24 protein-coding genes and 1 pseudogene are annotated in these 22,322 nt (G+C 57.3%); 12 read left to right on the top strand and 13 right to left on the bottom strand.

All coding sequences use genetic code 11. The features are described 5' to 3' along the window. Window positions 1-25 precede the first annotated feature (25 nt). Window positions 26-1,135, bottom strand: coding sequence for a tRNA guanosine(34) transglycosylase Tgt (gene tgt / locus O77CONTIG1_RS21320; RefSeq protein WP_084782892.1), 1,110 nt, complete (start codon window positions 1,133-1,135; stop codon window positions 26-28). A gap of 18 nt (window positions 1,136-1,153) precedes the next feature. Next, window positions 1,154-1,561, bottom strand: coding sequence for a hypothetical protein (locus O77CONTIG1_RS21315; RefSeq protein ID WP_286132451.1), 408 nt, complete (start codon window positions 1,559-1,561; stop codon window positions 1,154-1,156). Window positions 1,562-2,139: 578 nt separating this feature from the next. Here O77CONTIG1_RS21315 and cobS point away from each other — a divergent pair. Beyond that, the gene (gene cobS, locus O77CONTIG1_RS21310) at window positions 2,140-2,946 is read left to right on the top strand and encodes an adenosylcobinamide-GDP ribazoletransferase (protein WP_068514905.1); all 807 of its coding nucleotides are present in this window, start codon (window positions 2,140-2,142) and stop codon (window positions 2,944-2,946) included. Here cobS and O77CONTIG1_RS23925 read toward each other — a convergent pair. After that, window positions 2,939-3,699, bottom strand: a pseudogene (locus O77CONTIG1_RS23925) (IS5 family transposase). The gene cobS and the pseudogene O77CONTIG1_RS23925 overlap by 8 nt on opposite strands. A gap of 206 nt (window positions 3,700-3,905) precedes the next feature. Between O77CONTIG1_RS23925 and O77CONTIG1_RS27310 the strand changes: the two are divergent. Both O77CONTIG1_RS27310 and O77CONTIG1_RS21295 read left to right on the top strand, forming a co-directional pair. Next, the gene (locus O77CONTIG1_RS27310) at window positions 3,906-4,034 is read left to right on the top strand and encodes a hypothetical protein (protein ID WP_286132450.1); all 129 of its coding nucleotides are present in this window, start codon (window positions 3,906-3,908) and stop codon (window positions 4,032-4,034) included. Then, the gene (locus O77CONTIG1_RS21295; protein ID WP_286132725.1) at window positions 4,006-4,383 is read left to right on the top strand and encodes a TspO/MBR family protein; all 378 of its coding nucleotides are present in this window, start codon (window positions 4,006-4,008) and stop codon (window positions 4,381-4,383) included. The genes O77CONTIG1_RS27310 and O77CONTIG1_RS21295 overlap by 29 nt, the downstream gene beginning before the upstream one ends. A 1-nt stretch (window position 4,384) precedes the next feature. On the opposite strand, the gene O77CONTIG1_RS21290 is transcribed toward O77CONTIG1_RS21295, so the two are convergent. The 4 genes from O77CONTIG1_RS21290 to O77CONTIG1_RS21275 all read right to left on the bottom strand — a co-directional run bounded on the left by O77CONTIG1_RS21290 (window position 4,385) and on the right by O77CONTIG1_RS21275 (window position 6,982). Beyond that, complete coding sequence (locus O77CONTIG1_RS21290; protein WP_068514900.1) at window positions 4,385-5,026, bottom strand: ABC transporter permease; 642 nt, start codon at window positions 5,024-5,026, stop codon at window positions 4,385-4,387. A gap of 3 nt (window positions 5,027-5,029) precedes the next feature. Beyond that, window positions 5,030-5,785 (bottom strand): ParA family protein, encoded by a 756-nt coding sequence (locus tag O77CONTIG1_RS21285; protein ID WP_068514898.1) that lies wholly within the window; start codon window positions 5,783-5,785, stop codon window positions 5,030-5,032. A 269-nt stretch (window positions 5,786-6,054) separates the two neighbouring features. Next, window positions 6,055-6,237, bottom strand: a complete 183-nt coding sequence (gene rpsU, locus O77CONTIG1_RS21280; RefSeq protein WP_068514896.1) for a 30S ribosomal protein S21 — start codon at window positions 6,235-6,237, stop codon at window positions 6,055-6,057. A 430-nt stretch (window positions 6,238-6,667) separates the two neighbouring features. After that, a complete protein-coding gene (locus O77CONTIG1_RS21275) occupies window positions 6,668-6,982 on the bottom strand; it encodes an RNA recognition motif domain-containing protein (protein ID WP_068514894.1) in 315 nt (104 codons plus the stop codon). A 282-nt stretch (window positions 6,983-7,264) separates the two neighbouring features. Between O77CONTIG1_RS21275 and O77CONTIG1_RS21270 the strand changes: the two genes are divergently transcribed. The 4 genes from O77CONTIG1_RS21270 (at window position 7,265) to ilvB (ending at window position 11,092) form a co-directional block, all read left to right on the top strand. Continuing rightward, entirely contained in the window at window positions 7,265-8,569 is a 1,305-nt protein-coding gene (locus tag O77CONTIG1_RS21270; RefSeq protein WP_286132449.1) for a protein adenylyltransferase SelO, read from the top strand. A 29-nt stretch (window positions 8,570-8,598) separates the two neighbouring features. After that, the gene (locus O77CONTIG1_RS28215) at window positions 8,599-8,754 is read left to right on the top strand and encodes a protein adenylyltransferase SelO family protein (protein WP_286132724.1); all 156 of its coding nucleotides are present in this window, start codon (window positions 8,599-8,601) and stop codon (window positions 8,752-8,754) included. Between the two features lie 449 nt (window positions 8,755-9,203). Next, window positions 9,204-9,584: a thiamine pyrophosphate-binding protein gene (locus tag O77CONTIG1_RS28210; RefSeq protein WP_317134157.1), complete on the top strand. Its 381-nt coding sequence runs from the start codon at window positions 9,204-9,206 to the stop codon at window positions 9,582-9,584. Continuing rightward, entirely contained in the window at window positions 9,494-11,092 is a 1,599-nt protein-coding gene (gene ilvB / locus O77CONTIG1_RS21265; RefSeq protein ID WP_317134156.1) for a biosynthetic-type acetolactate synthase large subunit, read from the top strand. Before O77CONTIG1_RS28210 ends, ilvB begins: the two co-directional genes overlap by 91 nt. Window positions 11,093-11,213: 121 nt before the next feature. Here ilvB and O77CONTIG1_RS21260 read toward each other — a convergent pair whose 3' ends face one another. Then, a complete protein-coding gene (locus O77CONTIG1_RS21260) occupies window positions 11,214-12,623 on the bottom strand; it encodes a polysaccharide pyruvyl transferase family protein (protein ID WP_197673266.1) in 1,410 nt (469 codons plus the stop codon). A 212-nt stretch (window positions 12,624-12,835) separates the two neighbouring features. On the opposite strand from O77CONTIG1_RS21260, the gene O77CONTIG1_RS21255 reads away from it, so the two are divergent. Further along, entirely contained in the window at window positions 12,836-13,579 is a 744-nt protein-coding gene (locus O77CONTIG1_RS21255; RefSeq protein WP_068514891.1) for a sucrose-phosphate phosphatase, read from the top strand. Window positions 13,580-13,598: 19 nt separating this feature from the next. Here O77CONTIG1_RS21255 and O77CONTIG1_RS21250 read toward each other — a convergent pair whose 3' ends face one another. The 3 genes from O77CONTIG1_RS21250 to O77CONTIG1_RS21240 are packed head-to-tail and all read right to left on the bottom strand — an operon-like array spanning window position 13,599 to window position 15,509. Beyond that, the gene (locus O77CONTIG1_RS21250; RefSeq protein WP_068514888.1) at window positions 13,599-14,186 is read right to left on the bottom strand and encodes a Uma2 family endonuclease; all 588 of its coding nucleotides are present in this window, start codon (window positions 14,184-14,186) and stop codon (window positions 13,599-13,601) included. 45 nt (window positions 14,187-14,231) lie between these two features. After that, a complete protein-coding gene (locus tag O77CONTIG1_RS21245) occupies window positions 14,232-14,825 on the bottom strand; it encodes a Uma2 family endonuclease (protein WP_068514886.1) in 594 nt (197 codons plus the stop codon). Window positions 14,826-14,870: 45 nt separating this feature from the next. Continuing rightward, window positions 14,871-15,509 carry a Uma2 family endonuclease gene (locus tag O77CONTIG1_RS21240; protein WP_225894635.1) on the bottom strand — a complete coding sequence of 213 codons (639 nt, stop codon included), beginning with the start codon at window positions 15,507-15,509 and terminating at the stop codon, window positions 14,871-14,873. 161 nt (window positions 15,510-15,670) lie between these two features. On the opposite strand from O77CONTIG1_RS21240, the gene O77CONTIG1_RS21235 reads away from it, so the two are divergent. Further along, a complete protein-coding gene (locus O77CONTIG1_RS21235; protein ID WP_317134267.1) occupies window positions 15,671-16,888 on the top strand; it encodes an NAD(P)/FAD-dependent oxidoreductase in 1,218 nt (405 codons plus the stop codon). A gap of 59 nt (window positions 16,889-16,947) precedes the next feature. On the opposite strand, the gene O77CONTIG1_RS21230 is transcribed toward O77CONTIG1_RS21235, so the two are convergent. Beyond that, on the bottom strand, window positions 16,948-17,763 hold the full coding sequence (locus O77CONTIG1_RS21230; protein ID WP_068514880.1) for an ABC transporter permease: 816 nt from the start codon (window positions 17,761-17,763) through the stop codon (window positions 16,948-16,950). Window positions 17,764-18,011: 248 nt separating this feature from the next. On the opposite strand from O77CONTIG1_RS21230, the gene O77CONTIG1_RS21225 reads away from it, so the two are divergent. Genes O77CONTIG1_RS21225 through O77CONTIG1_RS21215 form a run of 3 tightly spaced genes read left to right on the top strand, consistent with a single transcriptional unit; the run spans window position 18,012 to window position 22,083 of the window. Continuing rightward, window positions 18,012-19,187 (top strand): glycosyltransferase family 4 protein, encoded by a 1,176-nt coding sequence (locus O77CONTIG1_RS21225; protein ID WP_286132447.1) that lies wholly within the window; start codon window positions 18,012-18,014, stop codon window positions 19,185-19,187. Between the two features lie 45 nt (window positions 19,188-19,232). Then, on the top strand, window positions 19,233-20,675 hold the full coding sequence (gene wbaP, locus O77CONTIG1_RS21220; protein WP_068514874.1) for an undecaprenyl-phosphate galactose phosphotransferase WbaP: 1,443 nt from the start codon (window positions 19,233-19,235) through the stop codon (window positions 20,673-20,675). A gap of 31 nt (window positions 20,676-20,706) precedes the next feature. After that, the gene (locus tag O77CONTIG1_RS21215) at window positions 20,707-22,083 is read left to right on the top strand and encodes an O-antigen ligase family protein (protein WP_084782891.1); all 1,377 of its coding nucleotides are present in this window, start codon (window positions 20,707-20,709) and stop codon (window positions 22,081-22,083) included. A gap of 18 nt (window positions 22,084-22,101) precedes the next feature. Here O77CONTIG1_RS21215 and O77CONTIG1_RS21210 read toward each other — a convergent pair whose 3' ends face one another. After that, entirely contained in the window at window positions 22,102-22,317 is a 216-nt protein-coding gene (locus O77CONTIG1_RS21210; RefSeq protein WP_068514869.1) for a hypothetical protein, read from the bottom strand. Window positions 22,318-22,322 lie beyond the last annotated feature (5 nt).

Genomic DNA, 22,322 nt, shown 5'->3' with positions numbered 1-22,322 from the left:
AAACTCCCCAATCCAAACTCCCTCACTAGTCTTGCCCCAGCCACTCGGCAAATTCGGTGTGAAAGCGATCGCCCAGAATTGCGTCTCGAATCCGCTGGGTAAAGCGCACCAGTTCCGTGATGTTGTGAATCGAAATCAGCGTAAACGCCAGAATTTCGCGGGCGTGGAGCAGGTGGCTGAGGTAGGCGCGGGTGAAATTTTGGCAGGTGTAGCAGGGGCAGGTATCGTCTAGCGGCGTGAAATCGCGGCGGAAGCGGTTGTTTTTCAAATTCCAGCGATCGCCCTGCACCAGCGCCGCCCCATGCCGCGCCAGCCGGGTGGGAATCACGCAGTCAAACAAGTCTACCCCAGCGGCGATCGCCCGCACCATTTCCTTATGCGTCCCCACGCCCATCAGGTATCGGGGTTTGTCTTCCGGCAGCAGCGGTGCTGTTATCTGCACAATTTTCTCAATCAGTTCCGGCGGCTCCCCAACACTCACGCCGCCGATGGCATAGCCGAAGGCATCAAACCGGGCGATCGCCGCCGCCGCCTCCTGCCGCAAGTCAGGATACACACCGCCCTGCACAATCGGGAATAATGCCTGATCGGATCGGGCATGGGCAGCAAAACAGCGCTCTAGCCAGCGCATCGTGCGATCGGTCGCCTGCTTCACCTCGTCCCAGGTGGCCGGGTGGGGCGGGCATTCGTCAAACGCCATAATCACATCCGCCCCCAGCGCATTCTGAATCTGAATCGACCGCTCTGGCGTAATTTGAATCATTTTGCCGTCGCGGGGCGATCGAAAGGTCACGCCTTCATCGGAAATTTGGCGCATCTCGCTCAGGCTGAAGACCTGAAACCCGCCCGAATCCGTCAGCATTGGCCCATCCCAGCCCATGAAGCGATGCAGCCCGCCGGCCTCGGCCACCAGGTCTTCACCCGGCTGCAAGTGCAGGTGGTAGGTGTTTGCCAGCACCATTTGTGCGCCCGTGCCCCTCAGTTGGGCGGGCGTGACGGTTTTCACGTTGGCCAGCGTGCCCACGGGCATAAACCGGGGTGTTTCAACCACACCGTGGGGCGTATGAAACACGCCTGCCCGCGCCCTTGTGACGCAGCATCGCGCCTGACACGTATACGAAAAATGACTACCCAAGACCTGCTCTAGCGCCCGCTACATTGAGAAATTTTCTTCGTCGTCAATTCGGACATCCCATCCGGCAGACAAGACTTCCGTGACCACTGCTTCTAGGGCGGCCGCGTTTAGCCTGCGACAGTTTTGGTCATCCAGCGGGTTGGAAAGGGGCACCAGCCGCAGCAGGCGATTGTCCTGCACCAGGTCAAAGCAGGTTTCACCCTCTGGCAACTGAGATAGCTCCAGATAATCAAAGCTCTGAACATTGAGATAGAGCGTGTGGTTTGCCACCAGGCTAGAACACTGGGGGTCGGAGAATACTTCCATCACGTAGCCTTCGCTCTCGCTGCCGGGGACGCCGTCCTGGATGTAGCAATAGCGGACTTGATGGAGATCCGCCAGGAGGCGCTGCATATCTTGCTTGTTGACCAGGATACCCGTGTCCACAATGCAAGGGGCGGGAAGTCGAGGGTTGCTGGATGGTGAATCGTGACTCATAACAAGAAAACCTGCGATCGCACCAAAATCCAAATCTGGAATGGGCTGAGGACGATGGAACAGCGAATGTGGCTGCGTCCATGCAGCCTAGACCGAAGACAAAGTTAAGAATACAAAACCCTGAAAATAGCCGCTTAGAGTTTAGAGAATTTGCCAGAGCCGAGAATCATTACCAGCGAGATAGCAAATCTACCGATATCTCGGCTAGCTTGACGATGCCTGTGTAGATCATATCTCAAGATTTATATCCTGATGGGAGCGGGGAGCATGGGATGGGCACTCACAGCCAGCTTGAACCATTTTTGGTGTCAATTTTGACCGTTTTTTAATATTTGTAATGGTTGCGGCCTAGCCTCATAATTTTTTGCTTTGCAAAGCAGAACATGCCCTAAATTATGGCGCGGCTTGAACAGTATGAGTCAGCATCATGGCGGATGTAGATCCAGATCAAATGTGCTAGTCATGAAGGCTGATTGTGTGGATTTTACGTGTGGATTTTATAGGACTGAGCGCAGGAGATATGCGGTTTGAGGCAGATTATTCGGCGGGTTCGAGTCGGCATAGTAGAAGCCGCGCAAACGTTCGCAGGGGCGATCGCCTTCTACACCTGCCTGCCCGTGCCCGACTGGATGCATCCGGCTTTTCCGCAAGTCGCCCGCATGGCCCCCGTGGTTGGTCTGCTAATTGGGGCGCTGCTGGGGCTAGTGGATGCCAGTTTGAATCAGTTGGGAATGCCCGTGCTAACCCGCAGCGTAGTGGTGGTCGGGCTATGGGTGGGGGTGACGGGCGGGCTGCATCTGGATGGCGCGATGGATACCGCTGACGGGTTGGCCGTCCTAGACCCGCAGCGTCGCCTGGCGGTGATGGCTGATAGCCGTGCCGGGGCGTTTGGCGTGATGGCGGCGATCGCCCTCCTCCTGCTCAAAACTGCCGCCCTGACCGATCTGGCGGAACCCGCCCTGCCGCGCCTGCTGTTGCTCACGCTGGCGGCAGGCTGGGGCCGCTGGAGCCAGCAAGTGGCGATCGCCCGCTATCCTTATCTCAAGCCCACGGGAAAAGGCGCATTTCACAAAGCAGCCCTACCCACGCTTTCCCATACGTTGCCCAGCTTGCTACTGCTGCTCGTCCTCAGCCTCTATCCCGCCCTGGCAAATCCTGATCTGTGGCGCTGGAGCCTGATTTTAGGACTGGGCAGTGGGGCGATCGCCCTCCTGCTTCCCGCCTGGTTTCATCGCCGCCTAGGAGGACACACAGGCGACACCTACGGCGCAGTCGTGGAATGGACAGAGGCGCTGGTGCTGGTGTTGTGTACCCTAGGGCGTGTCATCAATTAAGCCAAATAAGGGCAGCCGCCATGTAAATTGCACTCAGAAACGTCTCGGCTAACTTGTCATAGCGTGTCGCAATCGCTCGATACTGCTTGAGTTTGGCAAAGAAGTTCTCAATCAGATGCCGCGCTTTGTATAGCTCCTTGTCGTAATCACGCGGTGTCTTGCGGTTTCGCTTGGGCGAAATCACAGCAGTCTTGCCCTGTTGTTGGAGTCGCTCAACCACCCGTTGGTCTGCGTCATATCCTTTGTCAGCCAGGACTGTATCAGCTTGAATGTTCTCTAGCAGCACATCAGCCCCATCAAGGTCACAGGTCTGCCCGGGTGTGAGGTGAAAGCCTGTCGGATTGCCCAGTGCATCGACAGTCGCATGAATCTTGGTGCTCAATCCCCCTTTACTGCGACCAATGGCTTGGGCATTGGCATCCCCCCCTTTGCCCCAGCACGATGCTGATGAGCACGCACAATCGTGGTGTCGATCATGGCGTATTCGTTGTCTGCATCTTCACACAGCACCTGAAACACCCGTTGCCATACGCCCGTCTTTGCCCAGCGCCGAAAGCGGGTGTGAACCTTGCGAAAAGACCAAACCGCTCTGGCAAGTCTCGCCAGGGAATGCCGGCTCGATATCGATATAGCACTGCCTCGACAAACAGACGATTATCCTTTGCTGTGACTCCCACCGCCCCGCTCGTCCAGGGAGCAAATCTTGGAGCCGTTCCATTGGTCATCGCGCAGGGCGTAGCGTCGGGTTGTCATAATCGTCAGATAGCTGAATCACTGCTGATTACAGCTTACTTAATTGATTACACTCCCTAAGTCGCTAGACCTAGAGCCTTGTGTGGCAAAACGGCAGATTTTAAGGAAATTGCAGAACCCAGCTGGCGGAACCCATTAGAATGAGCAGCGGGAGGGGGTATCATCGGGGGCGATCGCCCCAAGTTCTATTAAATCCTATAGGTTCCATGATTCGATCTTGGATGGTGATTGGCGGGGTGATGCTGGGTCTGGCGTTTGCGCTGGGGCAGCGTGACCACTTCGCGGGGGCGCGGCTGGTTTCGGCGGCTGCGGCGGCCCGACTGGCTCACGTTTGAGAAATTTATCCCCGTGATTTGGACGACGGTGTTTACCTGCGCCGCCTGGTCTGCCTACATTATCTGGGAGCGCGAACCGGGCACTTCCAAAACTTGGGGACTAATGGTGGTTTATTTGCTCCTGGAAATCGTGACCCTGCTTTATACGCCCGTAATGCTGAGTGTGCGGCGAATTCGCGTGGGGCTATGGCTGGGTGCGGCGGGGTTGGTGGTGGCGATCGCCCTCTTTGTCATGTTGCTGCCGCTGTCGCGGCCGGCGGCCTGGCTGCTGCTGCCGTATTTGATCTGGAGTCCCATCGGCACTTACACGACCTGGGAAATGATGCAGCTCAATCCTGAAGAAGCCTGATTTAGCTTGTGGGGGGCTGCACCGACCTCTGCAAGGCGCTCATGCCCAGTTCCGCCGCCAACGCCAGCAGCGCCACGGGAACTGCGCCCACCAGCAAGATGGCGCTGTCGTATAGCGCAAAGCCGCGCACAATAAAGGTTCCCAGCCCGCCCGCGCCGATAAACGCCGCCAGCGTTGCGCTGGCAATTACCTCCACCAGCGCTGTTTTAATTCCCGCAATAATCACAGGCAGCGCCAGGGGAAACTCTACCTGCTGCAACACCTGTGCCGGACTCATGCCCATGCCGTGGGCAGCTTCGCGGATCATCGGGTCGATGGTGCGAAAGGCGACATCGGTGCTGATCAAAATCGGCGGCATCACGAGCAGCGTCAGGGCGATCGCCGCCGATTGAAAGCTCAGCCCAAAATAGGGAATCGCCAGAAACAAGATCGCCAAACTGGGAATCACCCGCAGCGCGTTGAAGCCATTGATGAGGACAGTCGAGACAGCAGGCGATCGCGCACTCCACAACCCCAGCGGCAATCCCAGCAGCAGCCCCACCGCCAGCGGCACTGCCACCAGCCACAAATGCTGCTGCAACGCATTCAGCAGCGCGTCCCAGTTTTCCAGTGCATATTCATACGCCTGCCCAAACACGCCCACGCGCTACGCCTCCTCCAGCATCAGCAGCTCGCGCACCACCTCCCGGTAGGGCTGCACCACGCGCCACTCGCGGGTAAAGACATGAATCGGTTCCCCTGCCATGTTCGACTCTGGGAAGCGCACCGACTTGGGCACGGGGTCAAATACGCGCACGCCCTCAAGCTGCGATCGCAAGAGTTTCAGCACGTCCTGCGTAATCACCGTGTTTGTTTCTGCCATCGTCGGCAGCACGCCCAGCACCCGCAAATTCGGATTCAGGCGGCTCTTTACTGAGTCAATCGTCTCCAGCAATCCCTCTAGCCCTTTAATGGCAAAAAACTGACACTGCACGGGAATCAGCAGCCAGTCCGCCGCCGACAGGGCATTCAGCGTCAGCAGCCCCAGGCTGGGCGGACAGTCGATCAAAATCTGTTCAAACTGCGACTTGGCAGGCTCCAGCGCCGTTTTCAGCGCATAAAACCGATCGGGCTGGGAAAGCAAATCTTTTTCTGCTTTGACCAGGGAAATGTCTGTAGCCAGCAGGCTGAGTCCAAACCGAGTCGGGGCGATCGCCTCAGTAATGCCAACCTTCGCGGTAATCACGTCGTAGGTCGTGTAGGGAAGCGACGACGCATCTACGCCCAGTCCTGTAGACAAGTTGCCCTGTGGGTCGAGATCTACGGCAAGGCACGGCCCTTCCTCCGCCAGCAGACCCGCCAGCGCGATTGTAGACGTGGTTTTTGCAACGCCGCCTTTCTGATTGGCGATCGCAATGATCATCGGCCGATCCGCCCTACATCCAAAACATGCCACTCCACGAGCAGCATGTCTGCCTTTCCTTTTGCCGTCAGCTAACCATGTTACCCCTTACCGTCGCACAAGCTCCAAATCTCCACTCCAAATCTCCATTTCAAACACAAATGCTGTGCGCGTGCAGACAAAAATCCACAACGACCCACAGCATTGGTTGGTTTATATTCAGCCTAATTGATAGACCTCAAGAAAAGGGGCTTTGAAAAAGATCAACCCGCTCTCTAGCAACATCACTTCTAGAAACGCTTCCGGCGCAGTTTCCGCTTTGCCAACGCCTTGCGCTTCCGCTTTTCAATCGGCGTTTCAAAATGGCGATTCTTCCGCATATCTGGAAAGATTCCTGCTTGAGAAACCTTGCGCTTGAAGCGGCGGAGGGCCGATTCAATTCCTTCGTTTTCTCCAAGTACAACTTGGGCCATTCCATCTCCTCTTAAATGTTCAGACTGGAGATTTAGAAAAAATCTCAATCAGCCTGTTTGCAAAATCCTTCTCTCCCTGTTTTGATCCTGGTCTTGATTCTGGTTACTGACCGTAGACGCTACACTGAAGGGCAACAGGGCGATCGCCCCAGATAACAGGCGTTATCCATTGCAGCAGCAAGCCCATCACCCGCTAAGACAACCTGCAAAGACAACCCGCCAAAACAGCCCACCAAGACAACCTGCAAAGACAAAAATAATTGCTTGGAACTGCACATTTGCTTCAACATGCAGCCCCAAGCAAACAGGCAAATACTAGAAATTAGGAAACCTGCGCTGCGCCTTAGCGCAAAAACTAGCTCAGAAAAACCTGCTTCAGCAAGTTAAAACCTGGCAAAATGCAAGACGACAAACCAGACCTTTGCAAGATCTAGTAGCGGCGAGAGAAGTTGCCACCGCCGCCGCCCCGGTTGCCACCCCAGCTACCGCCAGAGGAGCGATCTTCGCGAGGCTTGGCCTTGTTCACCTTCAGATCGCGACCCATCCACTCTGCGCCATCCAGCGCTTCGATTGCCGCTTCTTCTTCCGCATCCGTACTCATTTCCACGAAGCCGAAGCCACGAGGGCGACCGGTTTCCCGATCGGTGGGAAGCTGAACGCGCTTTACCGTACCGTATTCAGCAAAAACTTGGGTAATTTCTTCCTGCGTTGCCTCGTAGGACAGATTACCGATGTAAATGGACATTTGGACTCCTTCCAGAATCAAAAAAAGTTGCAGAGAGTTAGATTCGGAGAGCCATTCGTCACGCGAGTACACAGCCGAAAATAATCCCACCTAACCCTAACACACTCTCACAAAAGCAGTGGCAAGTCGTTCATCTGGTGGCGGCAGAGAAACAAGCCAAAAATCAGCCAAAAACTTTATCAGACAATTGTTTGCCGGACTTTGCACTGGGGATAATGAGGTAAAGAACCTTCAAATTTCGTCGTCTTTCCATTAACTTTTGTAAGCAAAGTCCGCTTTGTGATGACTAATCCTGTAGACACTGCTGAAAACACGTCCGACAATCCGTCAGAAAACCCGCTATTAACCCTCGACTTTGAGCCTGCGTTTGAATCTCTTGGCGAAGACTATGCCGATCCCGTGGATGCAGCCCAATTTCCCCAGCATCTTCTCCGGTTTCGCAATGATGACTTACTTGAAACCCTAGGGCTTCATTCGGATGAGGTCGCAGATGAGCATTTTATCCAAGCGTTCGGCAAATTTGCAGGACGCTTTCCGCTGCTGGCGATGCGCTATCACGGCTACCAGTTCGGCTATTACAATCCTGATCTGGGTGACGGGCGCGGCTTTTTATACGGACAGGTGCGCGGCGTAGACGGCAACCTGTACGACCTGGGAACCAAGGGATCGGGCACTACGCCCTATTCTCGCGGCGGCGATGGGCGGCTGACGCTGAAGGGCGGCGTGCGCGAGGTGCTGGCGGCGGAGATGCTGCACGTCATGGGCGTGCGAACGTCGCGCTGCCTCAGCTTGATTGAAACTGGGGAGGCTCTGTGGCGGGGCGATGAGCCATCCCCAACCCGCTCGTCGGTGATGGTGCGAATGCAGCGATCGCACATTCGGTTTGGCACCTTCGAGCGGCTGCATTACCTCGAACGCCCTGACCTGATCCGCAAACTGCTCGATCACGTCATCGACACCTACTACGCACACCTGAACCAGGAGCCAGATCGGGATGCCCGCTTTTATGCCGAATTGGTGCAGCGCGTGGCAGAACTGGCGGCCCAGTGGATGGCGGCGGGCTTTTGCCATGCGGTGCTGAATACCGACAACATGGCCATCACGGGCGAAAGCTTTGACTATGGCCCCTACGCCTTCATCGAGCGGTTTGATCCCCGCTTTACCGCCGCCTATTTTGACCAGATGGGGCGCTACGCCTACGCCAACCAGCCAGGGATTTGCAAGCTGAATCTAGAACTGTTGCAGGAGCCGCTGAAACAGGTGATGGATGCAGCAGACTTGGAAGCAGGCTTGGCGATGTTTGAAACGCACTACATTGCGGCCTACAGCCAACTGATGCTGCAAAAGCTGGGGTTCGACGAGTTGCCCACCGAAATCGGGCATGAGCTAATCGGGCGGGACGATCCAGTTTTTTGCAGGCAACTAAGATTGGCTATCACGACTTTTTTCGGGCGCTGCGGGAGCAGTTTTTCACCCAGTTGGCGAGCAGATGCGGCGCTGATTTTTACTGACTCGGTGTCTAGCAATGCCGACGCGCTGGAAAGCACCTTCAAGGGCGTGGCGACTCGCCTATCACCGGGGCGCTGAACCACATCCCTGAAACAGCCTTGACCGAGGTGAAGGCGCGACTGGCGCGGCACAACCCGATTTTGGTGATTATCCGTTCAGAAATTGAAGCCGTGTGGGGGGCGATCGCCGAATTGGACGATTGGGAGCCATTCAACACGCTTCTTCGGCGTATTCGCTCCTCTGTTGAGCCGCCCCTGCCATAACTCCAATCCCCAACTCCAATCCCCAACTCCAATCCCCAAATGCGGAAAGGTTTCCAATCGTTACAATAGTCACCAATCCTTGACAGGTTGTCGCCAAATTTAATGGAATTTGGCACGCTCGAAAATAAGCGGTAAATGCTTAAAAAAACGCCCTCAAAACAGGTTTCAAACATTGCTCTTGGAACCGCTGAGCATCGTGAAAAGTCGCTGTTCAGCGGCGGTAGAACGGATCTACGGAGCAGATGAGCCAAGGCGGGGGCGATCGCCCCGATGAGCGGTCTTCGACGGCACTTTCAGAGATTGCTAACCCTTTTAGAACCGAGTCTATATTGATCCCCAGAAAATCCTCAAAAATCACCTGCTCAGGTCACTCGACAGGATTGCAACATCAGAACTAGACTGGGATATCCGGTCTTATGCATCAATCGATACAGATAGAAAGCCTAGCTATGCGAGAACTTCTGCCCGATCCGTCCAAGGTCGCTTCCGCCGCTCGTGTTTCTGCACCCCCCCTTGCTGCGCCCATTCGGGCCACTGGTGCCTACGCTCTGATGGACAGCCTGGTACGGCACGGGGTTCAGCATATTTTTGGCTATCCCGGCGGCGCGATTCTGCCGATTTATGACGAACTGTACCGCTTTGAGCAGACGGGCGCACTCCGCCATATTCTGGTGCGCCATGAGCAGGGTGCGTCCCATGCCGCTGATGCCTATGCTCGCGCTACAGGGAAAGTCGGCGTGTGCTTTGGTACGTCTGGCCCCGGGCGCGACCCAACCTGGTCACGGGCATTGCCACGGCGCAGATGGACTCGATTCCGCTGGTGGTGGTGACGGGGCAAGTCTCTCGCAGCGCGATCGGCACAGATGCCTTCCAGGAAACCGACATCTTTGGCATTACGCTGCCGATCGTGAAGCATTCCTACGTCGTGCGCGATCCCAAAGATATGGCGCGGATCGTGGCAGAAGCCTTCTACATTGCCCGCTCTGGTCGTCCCGGTCCGGTGCTGATTGACGTGCCCAAGGATGTGGGGCTAGAAGCATTTGACTATCTGCCCGTTGAGCCAGGAAGCGTGAAACTGCCGGGCTATCGCCCCACTGTGCGCGGCAATCCAAACCAGGTTCTCAAGGCGCTGAAGCTGATTCGCGAGGCGAAGCAGCCGCTCCTTTATGTCGGCGGCGGCGCGATTACGGCAGATGCCCATGCGGAGGTTCATGCGTTGGCGGAGCGGTTCCGGTTGCCCGTCACGACGACGCTAATGGGCAAGGGCGCGTTCGACGAGCATCATCCGCTGTCGGTGGGGATGCTGGGAATGCACGGCACGGCCTACGCGAACTACGCCGTCAGCGAGTGTGACCTGCTGATTGCCGTGGGGGCCCGCTTTGACGACCGAGTGACGGGCAAGTTGGATGAGTTTGCCTCTCGCGCCAAGGTCATTCACATCGACGTAGACCCAGCAGAAGTCGGCAAGAATCGTGCGCCAGAGGTTCCTATTGTGGGTGATGTGCGCCATGTGCTGACGGATTTGCTGCGGCGTGATGTGGAAAGCAGCGTTGCTCCTAACCCACACCAGACGCGGGAGTGGCTGGCCCGCATTGACCGCTGGAAACGCGACTATCCGCTGGTAGTGCCCCAGTATCCAGATATGCTGTCGCCTCAGGAGGTGATTGTAGAAGTGGGTCGGCAAGCGCCCGATGCCTACTACACGACTGATGTGGGTCAGCACCAAATGTGGGCGGCGCAGTTCCTCAAGACGGGGCCGCGCAAGTGGATCTCTAGCGCAGGGCTGGGCACGATGGGCTTTGGAATGCCTGCGGCGATGGGCGTGAAAATGGCTTTGCCAGAGGAGCAGGTAATCTGCATCAGCGGTGATGCCAGCATCCAGATGAATATTCAGGAGCTAGGCACGCTGGCACAGTATGGCATTGCTGCCAAGACGGTAATTATCAACAACGGTTGGCAGGGCATGGTGCGCCAGTGGCAGGAAACCTTCTACGAGGAGCGCTACTCTTCTTCGGAAATGAAGCCGAGTATGCCGGATTTTGTGAAGCTGGCTGAGGCCTATGGTGTGAAAGGGATGGTGGTTCACAGTCGTGAGGAACTGGCAGGGGCGATCGCCGAAATGCTTGCCCATCCTGGCCCGGTGCTGATGGATGTGCAGGTGAATCGCAACGAGAACTGTTACCCAATGGTGGCCCCCGGCAAGAGCAACTCGCAGATGATCGGTCTGCCGGAACGCCCCAAGGCAGAGCCAGAGCAGGCGCTTGTAGTCTGCAATCGCTGCGGCACAGAGAACCAGCCAGACAATAATTTCTGTCCAAATTGCGGTACGAAGCTCTAAGAAAGCAGCTCTAAAGAGAGCAGCTCTAAGAAAACAAGCAAGGGGAAAGCAGGCAAGCGGGCAGTGCCCGCTTGCTTTGCATTTTTGTAGCGTTTTTAATTCGCGTTTTTAATTCGCGTTTTTACAATCGGATGCGCTCTAGCAAAGCGCGATCGCCCAACGTTTCGACCTCCATTGGATTCACCGCCAGGGGCAGGGGAAAGGCCTCCAGCAAGCGCTGGGGCGACCACTCGACGGGCTGCCAGATGCGGTCAATCGCGGCGATCGCCCGTTCCCAGTTGGTCGGGCGCTTGCGTTCGCGGCAAAAGATTTGCAGCGTCTTTAGCCCCATGCCTGCGTAGTAGTCGCGCACGCGATGGTCGAGAAACACCTGCTCGTCCATCAAATCCACCTGGAGCGGGCCCCGCCCAAACGGGCGAAAGTAGGCGCAAGGAATGCCATAGGTTTCAGCAATCACCAATCCATGCAGGCTAGTGCTGAGGATGCGCTTGCAGGCGGTCATTTCCCGCACGCGGTCTTCCAGCGCCGTCAGGTTGGCATCGGTGAGCGTGGTGATGATTTTCACCGCATCGCGCAGGTCTTCGGGAATGTAGTAGCGCCCCAGATCGTTTCGCACCGCAGCCCCGTCTTTCAGCTCGCGCAGTTCAGAAATATGTACCACGATGCCCAGTTCGTGGGTCTTTTCGGCGGCAGGAGACATGATCTTGGGCAACAGCATCACCGGGTCGCCGTAGGCATCGGTCACTGGAATGCCCTGCTTTTCAAACACTCTGGCGCTAAAGGGGCCGCGCAGCGCGTGAATCGTAAATTCTGTATTTTCCGGCCGCTCATAGTACGTCAGGTGGCGGTGGTAAGGATGCCGCTTGCCGTCGATGCCCGTGCCCCAGAGGTGAACCGAACCGTTCTTTAGCCCGTGCCCAATCGTGCCCACGCTGGCCAGACGCTCGGAAGCCGAGTCGAACCGCTGATGCACAATCGGCAAGCCCGATAGCGCACTGACGATCACCGGGCTGAGCGCATCGCCCAGATTTGCGTAGGGCTGCCGCAGCGTCGTCGCGGCCCAGCACAGGGGCACAGGAGCATTGGCCTGCAAGCGGGGCAATCGCCCAAAGGTTTGCACTACTTTAGCGCGGAACCCACTGGAGGCTTTGGGCTGATCCGAATCGGCAGCGTGGAGCATCTGGCGGGAGGCCTGCTCAGCCTCCGTTTGGACATCAGCTTGCACATCAGCAGGGGCAGGCGAAGATGCCGCGTCCACTTTTTCAACCCGGTCAGCAATCGAAAGTTGGGGGTATAAATGGCGATCGAAATAGCGCAGCACGGCGTTTGCCAAGCTACCCGTCTGGAGCGATCGCCAAAAATCCTGAATAGACTGCAATCCGGGCCTAATCTCTGAACCTTGCCCAATGACCTGTGGTGCTTGATCCAACCCGTCAGCAGACTCTTCTTGGATTAGCTCTGGCTTGGCGAATGTGAATTCTGAAACAGAAGAGTCGCGATTGGACTCGTGAGAAACGTCTCTTTGCTGCATTAGGGTCTCGCTGCGGGCTGATCGAGCAAACTGGGTTTTGCCAGCCCAGCATCCAGGGGGTGGCTAGGCAGAACTTCTGGCGTTTGACTTGGCTTTTACACGGTTTTTTCTGCTGAAAGGATGAGGAGGAAAGCGATGTGCGCCGCTTATCTTAATAGTATTCCCGCTTCGAGCTATGGTAGGAGCGGTCAACCCCGGAGGATAGAGGAGTCGTGACGCAGTTTTTATTCATTACCGACCTGGATCATACGCTGGTAGGCGATGATGAAGCAATGGCGCAGCTCAACGAGGCGCTCGATTGGCATCGCCGCACCCACGACACCAAGATTGTCTACTCGACGGGGCGATCGCCCTCGCTGTATCAGCAACTCCTGACGGAAAAGCCCCTGCTGCCCCCGGATGCCGTAGTCACAGGGGTCGGCACGGCCATCACCTATCCCGACGGCAGCCCCGATTCCCTCTGGTGGGAAAAGCTGAGTGATGGCTGGTCGCGCGATCGCGTTCTGTCTACAGTCGCGCACTTTGCCGATCTGGAGCTTCAGCCCGCAGAGGAGCAAAACGAGTTTAAGGCGAGCTATTTTCTGGATGCGGCGATCGCCCCTGATTTGCTGCCTGAGCTAGAATCTGCCCTCCAGTCCCAAGGGCTGCAAATCAACCTGGTCTACAGCGGCGGCCGCCACCTCGACATCTTGCCCCAAAGCGCCAACAAAGGGCTAGCGATGGTGTTTTTGCGGCAGCAGTGGGGCTTTGAGCCAGAGCGCACCGTGGCCTGTGGCGATTCGGGCAACGACCTGTCGATGTTTGCGATGGGCGAAGAGCGCGGCATCATCGTGGGCAACGCCATGCCCGAATTGCGCCAGTGGCATCAGGAAAACCTCGCGCCGCATCGCTATCTGGCAGACGGACACTGCGCCGCTGGCATTCTGGAAGGGCTGGGCTATTTCGGCTTTTTGTAACGCTGGGTTGACGGCAGGGCTACTGCCCCGCGCTGAGAATTTGCGCTGCGGTCAGGTCGAGCGCGGGGAACGTGGGTGACTCAATGCGGCGATCGCCTGCATAGCGTCCTGCTTCAACATATTCGCCATTTTCCAGCCGCAGCACCAGCACCGTCTGCTCCGGCGGGTCAACGATCACATATTCGGGAATGCCCACTGCCGCATATTGCGCCCGCTTGCGAACATAGTCGCGATCGCGGTTTGTTTTGCCCGGACTGACCACCTCCATCACCCACAGCGGCGGCGGCATCTCCAGCGTGATGGTCATGCGTTGGCGAGTCAGGGCGCGATGCTCTGGCCGCAGCACGACCAGATCGGGAAACCGATTTGCCGCATCCTTGGGCGCGAGAACGGGTGTTTGCACCTCGCATCGTCCCATTTGGATGAGCGGGTATGGAATCCCCAGCCCGACCAGCGCTATGTAAACAAACGCAGCAATGTCCAGATTTAATCCAGCTTCCGGTGGCAAGGCGATCAGTTCTCCCTCGATCAGTTCGGCGCGTCCTTCAATGCCTGTGTCCTCCAGCGCCAGATAGTCGGCAAAGGTCAGCTTTTGGGTAAACGTCATGGCGATCGCCCTCCTGGTTATCTGCTTTACCTGCTTTACACGCGGTCAGCCGTCTTGCCCAGCGCTGAGGATCTGGGCTGCGGTCAGGTTCAGCGCGGGGAACGTAGGCGACTGGAGGGGGCACTCGCCCGTGTAGCGTCCCGCTTCGATATATTCCCCCTGCTCTAGCCGCAGCACCAGCACCGTCTGCTCCGGCGGGTCAACGATCACATATTCGGGAATGCCCACTGCCGCATACTGCGCCCGCTTGCGAATGTAATCGCGATCGCGGTTTGTTTTCCCTGGACTGACCACCTCCATCACCCACAGCGGCGGCGGCATCTCCAGCGTAATGGTCATGCGGCGATCGCACAAGGCTCGGTGTTCCTCTCGAATCAGCACTAGGTCGGGATACCGATTGGCCGCATCTCTGGGTTCCAGCACAGGCGTTTGCACCTCGCAGGAATAGAGCTTCAGCAAATAATGCGGAATGGCGATCGCCAGTAGCGATGAGAAAACAAAGGTTGCAATTTCGGTGTTGATTCTGGATTCCGGTGGCAAGGCGATCAGTTCTCCCTCGATCAGTTCGGCGCGTCCCTCGATGCCCGTGTCTTCCAGAGCGAGATAGTCGGCAAAGGTCAGCTTTTGGGTAAACGTCATGGCGATCGCCCTCCTGGTTATCTGCTTTACCTGCTTTACACGCGGTCAGCCGTCTTGCCCAGCGCTGAGGATCTGGGCTGCGGTCAGGTTCAGCGCGGGGAACGTAGGCGACTGGAGGGGGCACTCGCCCGTGTAGCGTCCCGCTTCGATATATTCCCCCTGCTCTAGCCGCAGCACCAGCGCCGCCTGCTCCGGCGGGTCAACGATCACATATTCGGGAATGCCCACTGCCGCATACTGCGCCCGCTTGCGAATGTAATCGCGATCGCGGTTTGTTTTGCCTGGACTGACCACCTCCATCACCCACAGCAGCGGCGGCATCTCCAGTGTGATCGTCATCCGCTGGTCGGGATTGGCGCGATGCACTGGCTCGACCACCACCAAATCGGGATAGCGATTTGCCGCATCCCCGGCTTCCAGAACTGGCGTTTGCAACTCGCAGCTATGCACCTTCACGCGCTGAAACGGAACCCCGATCGCCACCAGTTGCAAGAACAAAAACATGGCAATGTCGTTGTTTAGCCAGGCTTCCGGTGGCAAGGCGATCAGTTCTCCATTAATCAATTCCGATTTCTCTTCTCGCGCAGAGTCTTCCAGAGCGAGATAGTCGGCAAAGGTCAGCTTTTGGATAAACGTCATGGCGATCGCCTCCAGTGGTCGCAGCGCTCGAATGTCTTCGATCATAGGGTATTTGACTTTTGCGTCGAGCAAAAACCGAGTCTGACCCAAGCGGCTAAGCCCGTTCCCTGATCTTTGCCCCATAGCGATACACTAATCTTCGTCCTCTTTGGGCTGACTCAGTTATTTCTTCTATTTCTTCTACTCCTACATCTCCTACGATTTTGGTGATTGGCGGCGGCGCGGCGGGCTTCTTTGGGGCGATCGCCGCTGCCGAGGCTTGTCCCCGGGCCCGCGTGACGCTGCTAGAGGCAGCGCGAGAGCCGCTGGGCAAAGTCCGCATCTCCGGCGGTGGCCGCTGCAACGTTACCCATGCCTGCTTTGACCCAGCGGCGCTGGTGCAGCACTATCCGCGAGGCGGTAAGGCGCTGCGGGGAGCTTTTACCCGGTTTCAGCCGCGAGACACGGTGGCGTGGTTTCGGCGGCGCGGCGTAGCGCTAAAAACCGAGGCCGACGGGCGTATGTTTCCCACTACAGACGACTCGGCGACGATTGTAGATTGTCTGGTGCGGACGGCCGAGGCAGCGGGCGTGCAGGTGAAAACGGGCGCTGCCGTGACGGCAGTGGTGCGCGATGACCGGGGCTTTGGGGTGCAGTTGCGAACGGGCGGAATGCTGCGGGGCGATCGCCTCTTGCTGGCCACGGGCAACAGTCCTCAGGGCCACCGCATTGCCCAGAAGCTCGGCCACACGCTGGAGCCGCCTGTCCCCTCGCTGTTTACCTTCAACGTGCCAGAGCCAGCCCTGCGAGAACTGGCGGGTGTGTCCATTGAGTCAGCGCAGGTGACAGTGAAAATTGCCGACCAAAAGCCGCTAACGCAAACCGGGCCGCTGCTAGTCACGCACTGGGGGCTGAGCGGGCCGGCCGTGCTAAAACTATCGGCCTGGGGAGCCAGGGCGCTGCACGACTGCGGCTATCGGGCGATCGCCCAGGTCAACTGGCTGCCCGCCCAATCGCCCGAGCAAGTCCGGCAAATCTTGCAGCAAGCCAAAACCGACTGGGGCAAGCGGGTCGTTCGCGCCGCTGCACCGCCGACTATCCCCCTGCCACGCCGCCTGTGGAACTATCTGGGCGATCGCGCTCAGATTTCGCCCGACCAGCGCTGGGCCGATTTGTCCAAAACTCAGCTCAACCGACTCTTGCAAGAACTGACCCAGAGCCAGCACGCGGTTTCCGGCAAAGGCGTGTTTAAAGATGAATTTGTCACCTGTGGCGGTGTGTCGCTCAAGCAAGTGGATTTCAAGACAATGGAAAGCCGAGTCTGCCCCGGACTCTATCTTGCAGGCGAAATTCTGGATATCGACGGGGTGACGGGCGGTTTTAATTTTCAAAGCGCCTGGACGACGGGCTGGCTGGCAGGACGGGCGATCGCCACCTTCCGCTAAGCGCCAACTGAACACCACTTTCTAGGATTTTGGGTTTTGGATTGGCGATTTTGGATAGCCTACAGCACTTCCGCAAACTTCCATGAGAGCTTGCGATAGACCAGCGTGCCGATGATAAAGAACGCCACCGCATAGCCTGCGCTGATCAGCAGATAATGTCCATCGATGTAGCCGTGGAGAAACAGGTTTCGCCAGTTGATCATCAGCGGCGCGGCCGGATTCAGCGGAATCAGCGGGCGAAATCGCTCTGGAATCATATCCGCCGTGAAAATAATCGGCGTAAAATAAAATACGAAGGTCATCACGATTTGCGTCAGCCGCTCAATGTCTCGCAAAAACAGATTGAGCGTTGCCAGCACCAGCGCCAGTCCATAGACGGTAAAAAGCTGAACCACCATCATTACGGGCAGCCCATAGAGCCACGCCAGCGTCGGCGATTTGCCATAAATCACCATAAAAATGAGAATCACAGGCAGCGACAGTAAGAAATGCACCATGTGATTCAGAATGGTGGACAGTGAAAGAATATTGCGCGGAAAGTTGAGCTTTTTGATCAGGCTGGCATTGCCCACAAACAGGTTGGGCGCAGAACCGACCGAGTTTTGAAACCACTGCCAGGGAAACAGCCCCGACACCAGAATCAGCGGATAACCTTCTACCGCCACTCGCATGATGCCGCTGAAGGCGATGTAATAAACCATCGCAAAGGCCAACGGGCTGGCAATTGACCAGAGATAGCCCAGAAACTTGCCCTTATAGCGGACTTTAAATTCTTTTTGAAACAGAACGAGCAGTAGATCGCGGTAGTTTTCGAGCTGGTGCTGGTTGAAGGCGAACTTCACACCCCGCTGTCGAATTGGTTTCAGTGTTGCCATAGGCTCAGGCCAAAACGCTCCTCATTCAAACGCCACACTCGCTGTCTACAATCTTCCTAGCCGCTGGCTTTGTGTCCGGTTTCTTCCGGTTTCTGTTGGGGCAGCCTGCTGGGTTGGGACGGGTGCAATTTGCAATTATTCACACTCGATGCATGATAATACTCTACTCTAAGGCGCTACGTCTCTGGGTGTAGTGGGTCGGTGGAGAGAAGGAGAACGCGCATCGCGAAACCTGTCGAGCCAGCCCCTTGCACACCGATTCAAACCACGCCACGCCCAGACCCCATGATTTATCCCGCGCCCAAGACTGTGCCATGAAGATCGCCGTTGTCCATGAGTGGCTGGTCACCTATGCCGGGTCGGAGCGGGTGTGCGAGCAGATGTTGCAGCTTTATCCCAAAGCTGATTTGTTTAGCCTGGTGGATTTTTTGCCGGAGGATCTGCGCTTTTTTATTCAGCACCGCCCGGTAACGACTTCGTTTTTGCAGCATCTGCCGTTTGCCAATCCGCGCTTTCGGGCCTATCTGCCGCTGATGCCGCTGGCAATCGAGCAGTTTGACCTGTCGCCCTACGACGTGATTTTGTCGAGCCATCATGCTGTGGCCAAGGGCGTGATCACCCGCGCCGACCAGCTCCACATTAGCTATGTGCATACGCCCATCCGCTATGCCTGGGAAATGCAGCAGCAGTATTTTCAGGAAGCTCGGCTGCGGGGACCCAAGGCGGCGATCGCCCAGGGGATTCTCCATTACCTGCGCCTGTGGGATGTTGCCTGTGCCAATCGCGTCGATCATTTCATTGCAAATTCCCGGTTTGTGGCTCGTCGAATTTGGAAAACGTATCGGCGGCCTGCCAGGGTAATCTATCCGCCCGTCGCGGTGGATCAGTTTTCGCCGGAGGAAAAGCGGGAAGACTTTTACTTTACGCTGTCGCGATTTGTGCCTTACAAGCGAGTGGATTTGGTGGTGGAAGCATTTACGCAACTGGGCTTGCCGCTGGTGGTGATTGGCGACGGGTCAGAATTTCGGCGCGTGGCGGCACTGGCGGGGCCCACGGTGCGTCTATTGGGCCGACAGCCCGACGACGTGGTGCGCGACCACATGCAGCGCTGCAAGGCGTTTGTTTATCCGGCCGAGGAAGACTTTGGCATTGCGATGGTAGAAGCGCAGGCGGCGGGTGCGCCTGTCATTGGCTATGGGCGCGGCGGCGCGGCGGAGACAGTCGTTCCTGGCAAAACAGGGATTCTGATGCCGGAACAGACGGTGGCGGCGATCGTCAAAGCCGTGCGATCGCTCGAAGCGGGGGATTTTCATTTCTGCCCCGACGACTCACGCCAAAATGCCGAACGATTTACCCCAGATCGCTTTCGTGCCGAGCTAGCGCAATTTGTAGACCAGCAGTGGGCAAAATTTCAGCGGGGATGAGGTAAAGATCCCCTAAAGTAGTAGCGTGAGGAGTAACGGAACGCAATGCAACTTAACCGAACCCTACGTCCGGCGCTATCTGCTTTGAGCATTTCCACCCGCACCGTTCCAACGCTGGTGGGAATGATTGGCTCTGATTTGCTAATGCTGAGTCTGGCAGGAACAATTAGCGTCTATTTGCGCTGGTTTCTCGATGGCAAGTTTCAGCCGATCCTCTACTGGCAACTGCTGCCACTGATGGGACTGTTTGTGGTCGTGTATGCCGCAATTGGGCTGTATCCTGGTGTGGCTCAGAGTCCCATTGATGAGTTTCGCTGCGTCACCATTGGCACGAGCCTGGTGTATTTTCTGCTGGGTGTGACGATTTTTTTGCGGCAGAGCGGTGAGGTCTACTCACGCGGCATTTTTGTGATGGCGTGGCTGTTGTCTATCGTGCTGGTGCTGATTGGGCGATCGCTCACGCGGCACTGGTTTGCCCGCAAGCGCTGGTGGGGCTACCCGGTAGTGGTGCTGGGCGCAGGCAAGACGGGCGAAATGGTCGTGCGGACGCTGCAAAAGCGACCCCGCATTGGGCTGCGCCCGGTGGTGGTGCTGGATGACGACCCCGCCAAGCACGGCTCGCTGCACGGGGTTCCGGTGATGGGCGGCATTGATCTGGCTCCCGTCATCGCGCGATCGCGCCACATTCCCTATGCCATTGTGGCCATGCCCGGCGTGCCCCGCGTCCGTTTGTTAGACGTAATTGAGCAGCACACCCAAACCTTTGCCCACCTGCTGGTGATTCCCGATTTATTCGACTTTTCTAGCCTCTGGGTCGAAGCGCGGGACATGGGCGGCATTTTGGGACTAGAGGTGCGGCAGCAGTTGCTCTTGCCAGGGCCGCGCCTGGTCAAGTTTGCGCTCGATCGCGTCATTACCCTGTTTGGCGGGCTGCTGGTGCTGCCGTTTATCATCCTGATTGCGGTGCTAATTCGGCTCGATTCGCCCGGCCCCATCTTCTACGGGCAAACCCGCATCGGGCAAAACGGCGAACCCTTTAAGGCGTGGAAATTTCGCTCGATGGTGCAAAACGCCGACCAGGTTTTGCAGGATTATCTGGACGCTCACCCCAAGCTGCGCCGCTCCTGGGAACGGGATCACAAGCTGCGCCGCGATCCGCGGGTTACCCGCGTCGGGCGGTTTTTGCGACAGACCAGCCTGGATGAATTGCCCCAGCTTTGGAATATCCTGCGCGGCGAAATGAGCCTGGTGGGGCCGCGCCCGATTGTGGATGAGGAGATTCCGCGCTATGGCGAAAAATTTGCCCTGTATACAAAGGTCACGCCGGGGTTGACGGGGCTGTGGCAGGTGTCGGGGCGCAACAATTTGTCCTATAAAGAGCGGGTGAATCTGGATGCCTACTACGTCCGCAACTGGTCGGTATGGCTGGATTTGTATATCCTGATGCGGACGGTGTGGGTGGTGCTGTCGGGCGAAGGGGCGTACTGACGTGGCAGGACAGAGAGCCAGGCGCGAACCAATGCGGTTTTGGGGGCGATCGCGCTCCCTGCGCTCTCTATGGAACTCTGTATGGAACTCTGTATGGCATCTATTTTGGGTCAGCCTGATGGCGATGCCCTACGTCTCCTACGTGGGGCTGCTGGGCATGGTGGCCGTGACGGCGCGGCTATGGCGGCGGTTTCGGCGGGCGGGGCTAGACAGGTTTACAGGCGGCGGATTGCTGCTGCTGAGCGGGCTGCTGCTGCTGAGTGCGGTATTTGCTTACGACCGGGGCGAAGCGCTGCTGCAACTGGCGAATTTTTTGCCCTACTTCCTGTTTTTCGCCATTCTGCCGTACTTGTTGAACCGCGTTGAACGGCTTGCCCAGATTGCGCTGGGGTTGGTTCTGGTTGCCATTCCCATCAACCTGATCAGCCTGGTGGAATATATCATCAAAATTCCCCGAATGCCCGTTTGGTGGCGGCATTTTCCGCTGTTTCGCTGGATTCGTTCCGCCCCCCACAAGGGTCGGGCAATGGTGATGTTCGAACATCCCAATGCGATGGGCAGCTTTTTGGTGCTGGTGATGGCGCTGGGGTTGGGGCTGATCCTCTATCGGCTGGCGCTGGATCGGGCCGTTGTGCCACACAGTCTGCCAGACTCCGCAGAGTCCGTTTGGTCAAACCACCAACCCGACGCACAAAACGCTGGGGCAGAGGCCCTCCAGTCTGTTCCCCTGCGTTTGATTTCCGGCGCGACCTTGCTCAACCTGCTGGGCATTTTTTGCTCAGGCTCTCGCAATGCCCTGCTGCTGGCGGTGTTGCAACTGCTATGCTTTGCGCTGATGGTGGCGCGGTCGAGCTGGAAAACGGTAGCGGCGGCGCTGGGTGGGCTAGTCGTCCTAATCGGTGGAGCAGCGGTGATTGGCATTGGCGGGCGATCGCTCGACTTATCCACCTGGGCCGACGATCCGCGAGTGAAACTCTGGGGCGCAGCAGTGCAGATGATTGGCGGCCATCCCTGGCTCGGCTGGGGTCTGGGCAACTACAAGCTGGTGTATCCGCAGTACCTCACGCCCGACCTGATGGCGCTGTCAGATTTTCAGGACATCTCCCATGCCCACAATCTGTGGCTGACCCTGGCCGTGGAGGCAGGCATTCCGGCAATGCTGCTGCTGACGCTGCTGGTGGGGCGGATCTGTGCGCGGGGCGTGCGGCAATTTTTGTCTCAAAACTTCCAAGCCCCAGAGCGCGGCATTCTGTTCGGCTATCTCCTAGGCTTCTTCAGCAGCGTTGGCTTTGCGCTGTTCGACGTGCCGCTATACGATTCGCGGGTCAACGTGCTGAACTGGGTGCTGCTAGCAGGAATTTTTAGTTTTGCTGCCAAGAGATCAGCCCATTCCTCGCCTCTACCCTAGCGTTCTCTCGCTGGCTTCCTATCGCAAAACCGTGCTGACAATAATCGTCAGCGTTGCCGTTGCAATCAGCCCAAACGCCAGATTCACCACCTGATTCGATGCCTTTTGGTAGGCCTCCACGCGCACGTTCGTCTGGCTCAGTTCTTGCTTGAGTCCGTCTACCTCTGCCTTGAGGGTGTCCAGACGCTCTAGGACTGCTTTTTGAAAACTATCGGATGTGTCGGCGGCTTGCATAGGGC

It is taken from the genome of Leptolyngbya sp. O-77 (assembly GCF_001548395.1).
GTDB lineage: Bacteria > Cyanobacteriota > Cyanobacteriia > Elainellales > Elainellaceae > Thermoleptolyngbya.
Note: the sequence above shows the minus strand (reverse complement) of the source record. Positions and strands in the feature narration are given on the sequence as shown.

Bases quoted from the DNA above. Each gene is read 5' to 3' on its own strand.
- O77CONTIG1_RS21260 (WP_197673266.1), bottom strand. From the start codon at position 12,623: ATGCAGCAAAGAGACGTTTCTCACGAGTCCAATCGCGACTCTTCTGTT.
- O77CONTIG1_RS21270 (WP_286132449.1), top strand. From the start codon at position 7,265: ATGACTAATCCTGTAGACACTGCTGAAAACACGTCCGACAATCCGTCA.
- O77CONTIG1_RS27310 (WP_286132450.1), top strand. From the start codon at position 3,906: ATGATTCGATCTTGGATGGTGATTGGCGGGGTGATGCTGGGTCTGGCG.
- O77CONTIG1_RS21245 (WP_068514886.1), bottom strand. From the start codon at position 14,825: ATGACGTTTACCCAAAAGCTGACCTTTGCCGACTATCTCGCTCTGGAA.
- O77CONTIG1_RS21240 (WP_225894635.1), bottom strand. From the start codon at position 15,509: ATGATCGAAGACATTCGAGCGCTGCGACCACTGGAGGCGATCGCCATG.
- rpsU (WP_068514896.1), bottom strand. From the start codon at position 6,237: ATGGCCCAAGTTGTACTTGGAGAAAACGAAGGAATTGAATCGGCCCTC.
- wbaP (WP_068514874.1), top strand. From the start codon at position 19,233: ATGCAACTTAACCGAACCCTACGTCCGGCGCTATCTGCTTTGAGCATT.
- O77CONTIG1_RS21230 (WP_068514880.1), bottom strand. From the start codon at position 17,763: ATGGCAACACTGAAACCAATTCGACAGCGGGGTGTGAAGTTCGCCTTC.
- O77CONTIG1_RS21275 (WP_068514894.1), bottom strand. From the start codon at position 6,982: ATGTCCATTTACATCGGTAATCTGTCCTACGAGGCAACGCAGGAAGAA.
- O77CONTIG1_RS21285 (WP_068514898.1), bottom strand. From the start codon at position 5,785: ATGATCATTGCGATCGCCAATCAGAAAGGCGGCGTTGCAAAAACCACG.
- O77CONTIG1_RS21210 (WP_068514869.1), bottom strand. From the start codon at position 22,317: ATGCAAGCCGCCGACACATCCGATAGTTTTCAAAAAGCAGTCCTAGAG.
- O77CONTIG1_RS21215 (WP_084782891.1), top strand. From the start codon at position 20,707: ATGCGGTTTTGGGGGCGATCGCGCTCCCTGCGCTCTCTATGGAACTCT.
- O77CONTIG1_RS28210 (WP_317134157.1), top strand. From the start codon at position 9,204: ATGCGAGAACTTCTGCCCGATCCGTCCAAGGTCGCTTCCGCCGCTCGT.
- O77CONTIG1_RS21250 (WP_068514888.1), bottom strand. From the start codon at position 14,186: ATGACGTTTACCCAAAAGCTGACCTTTGCCGACTATCTGGCGCTGGAG.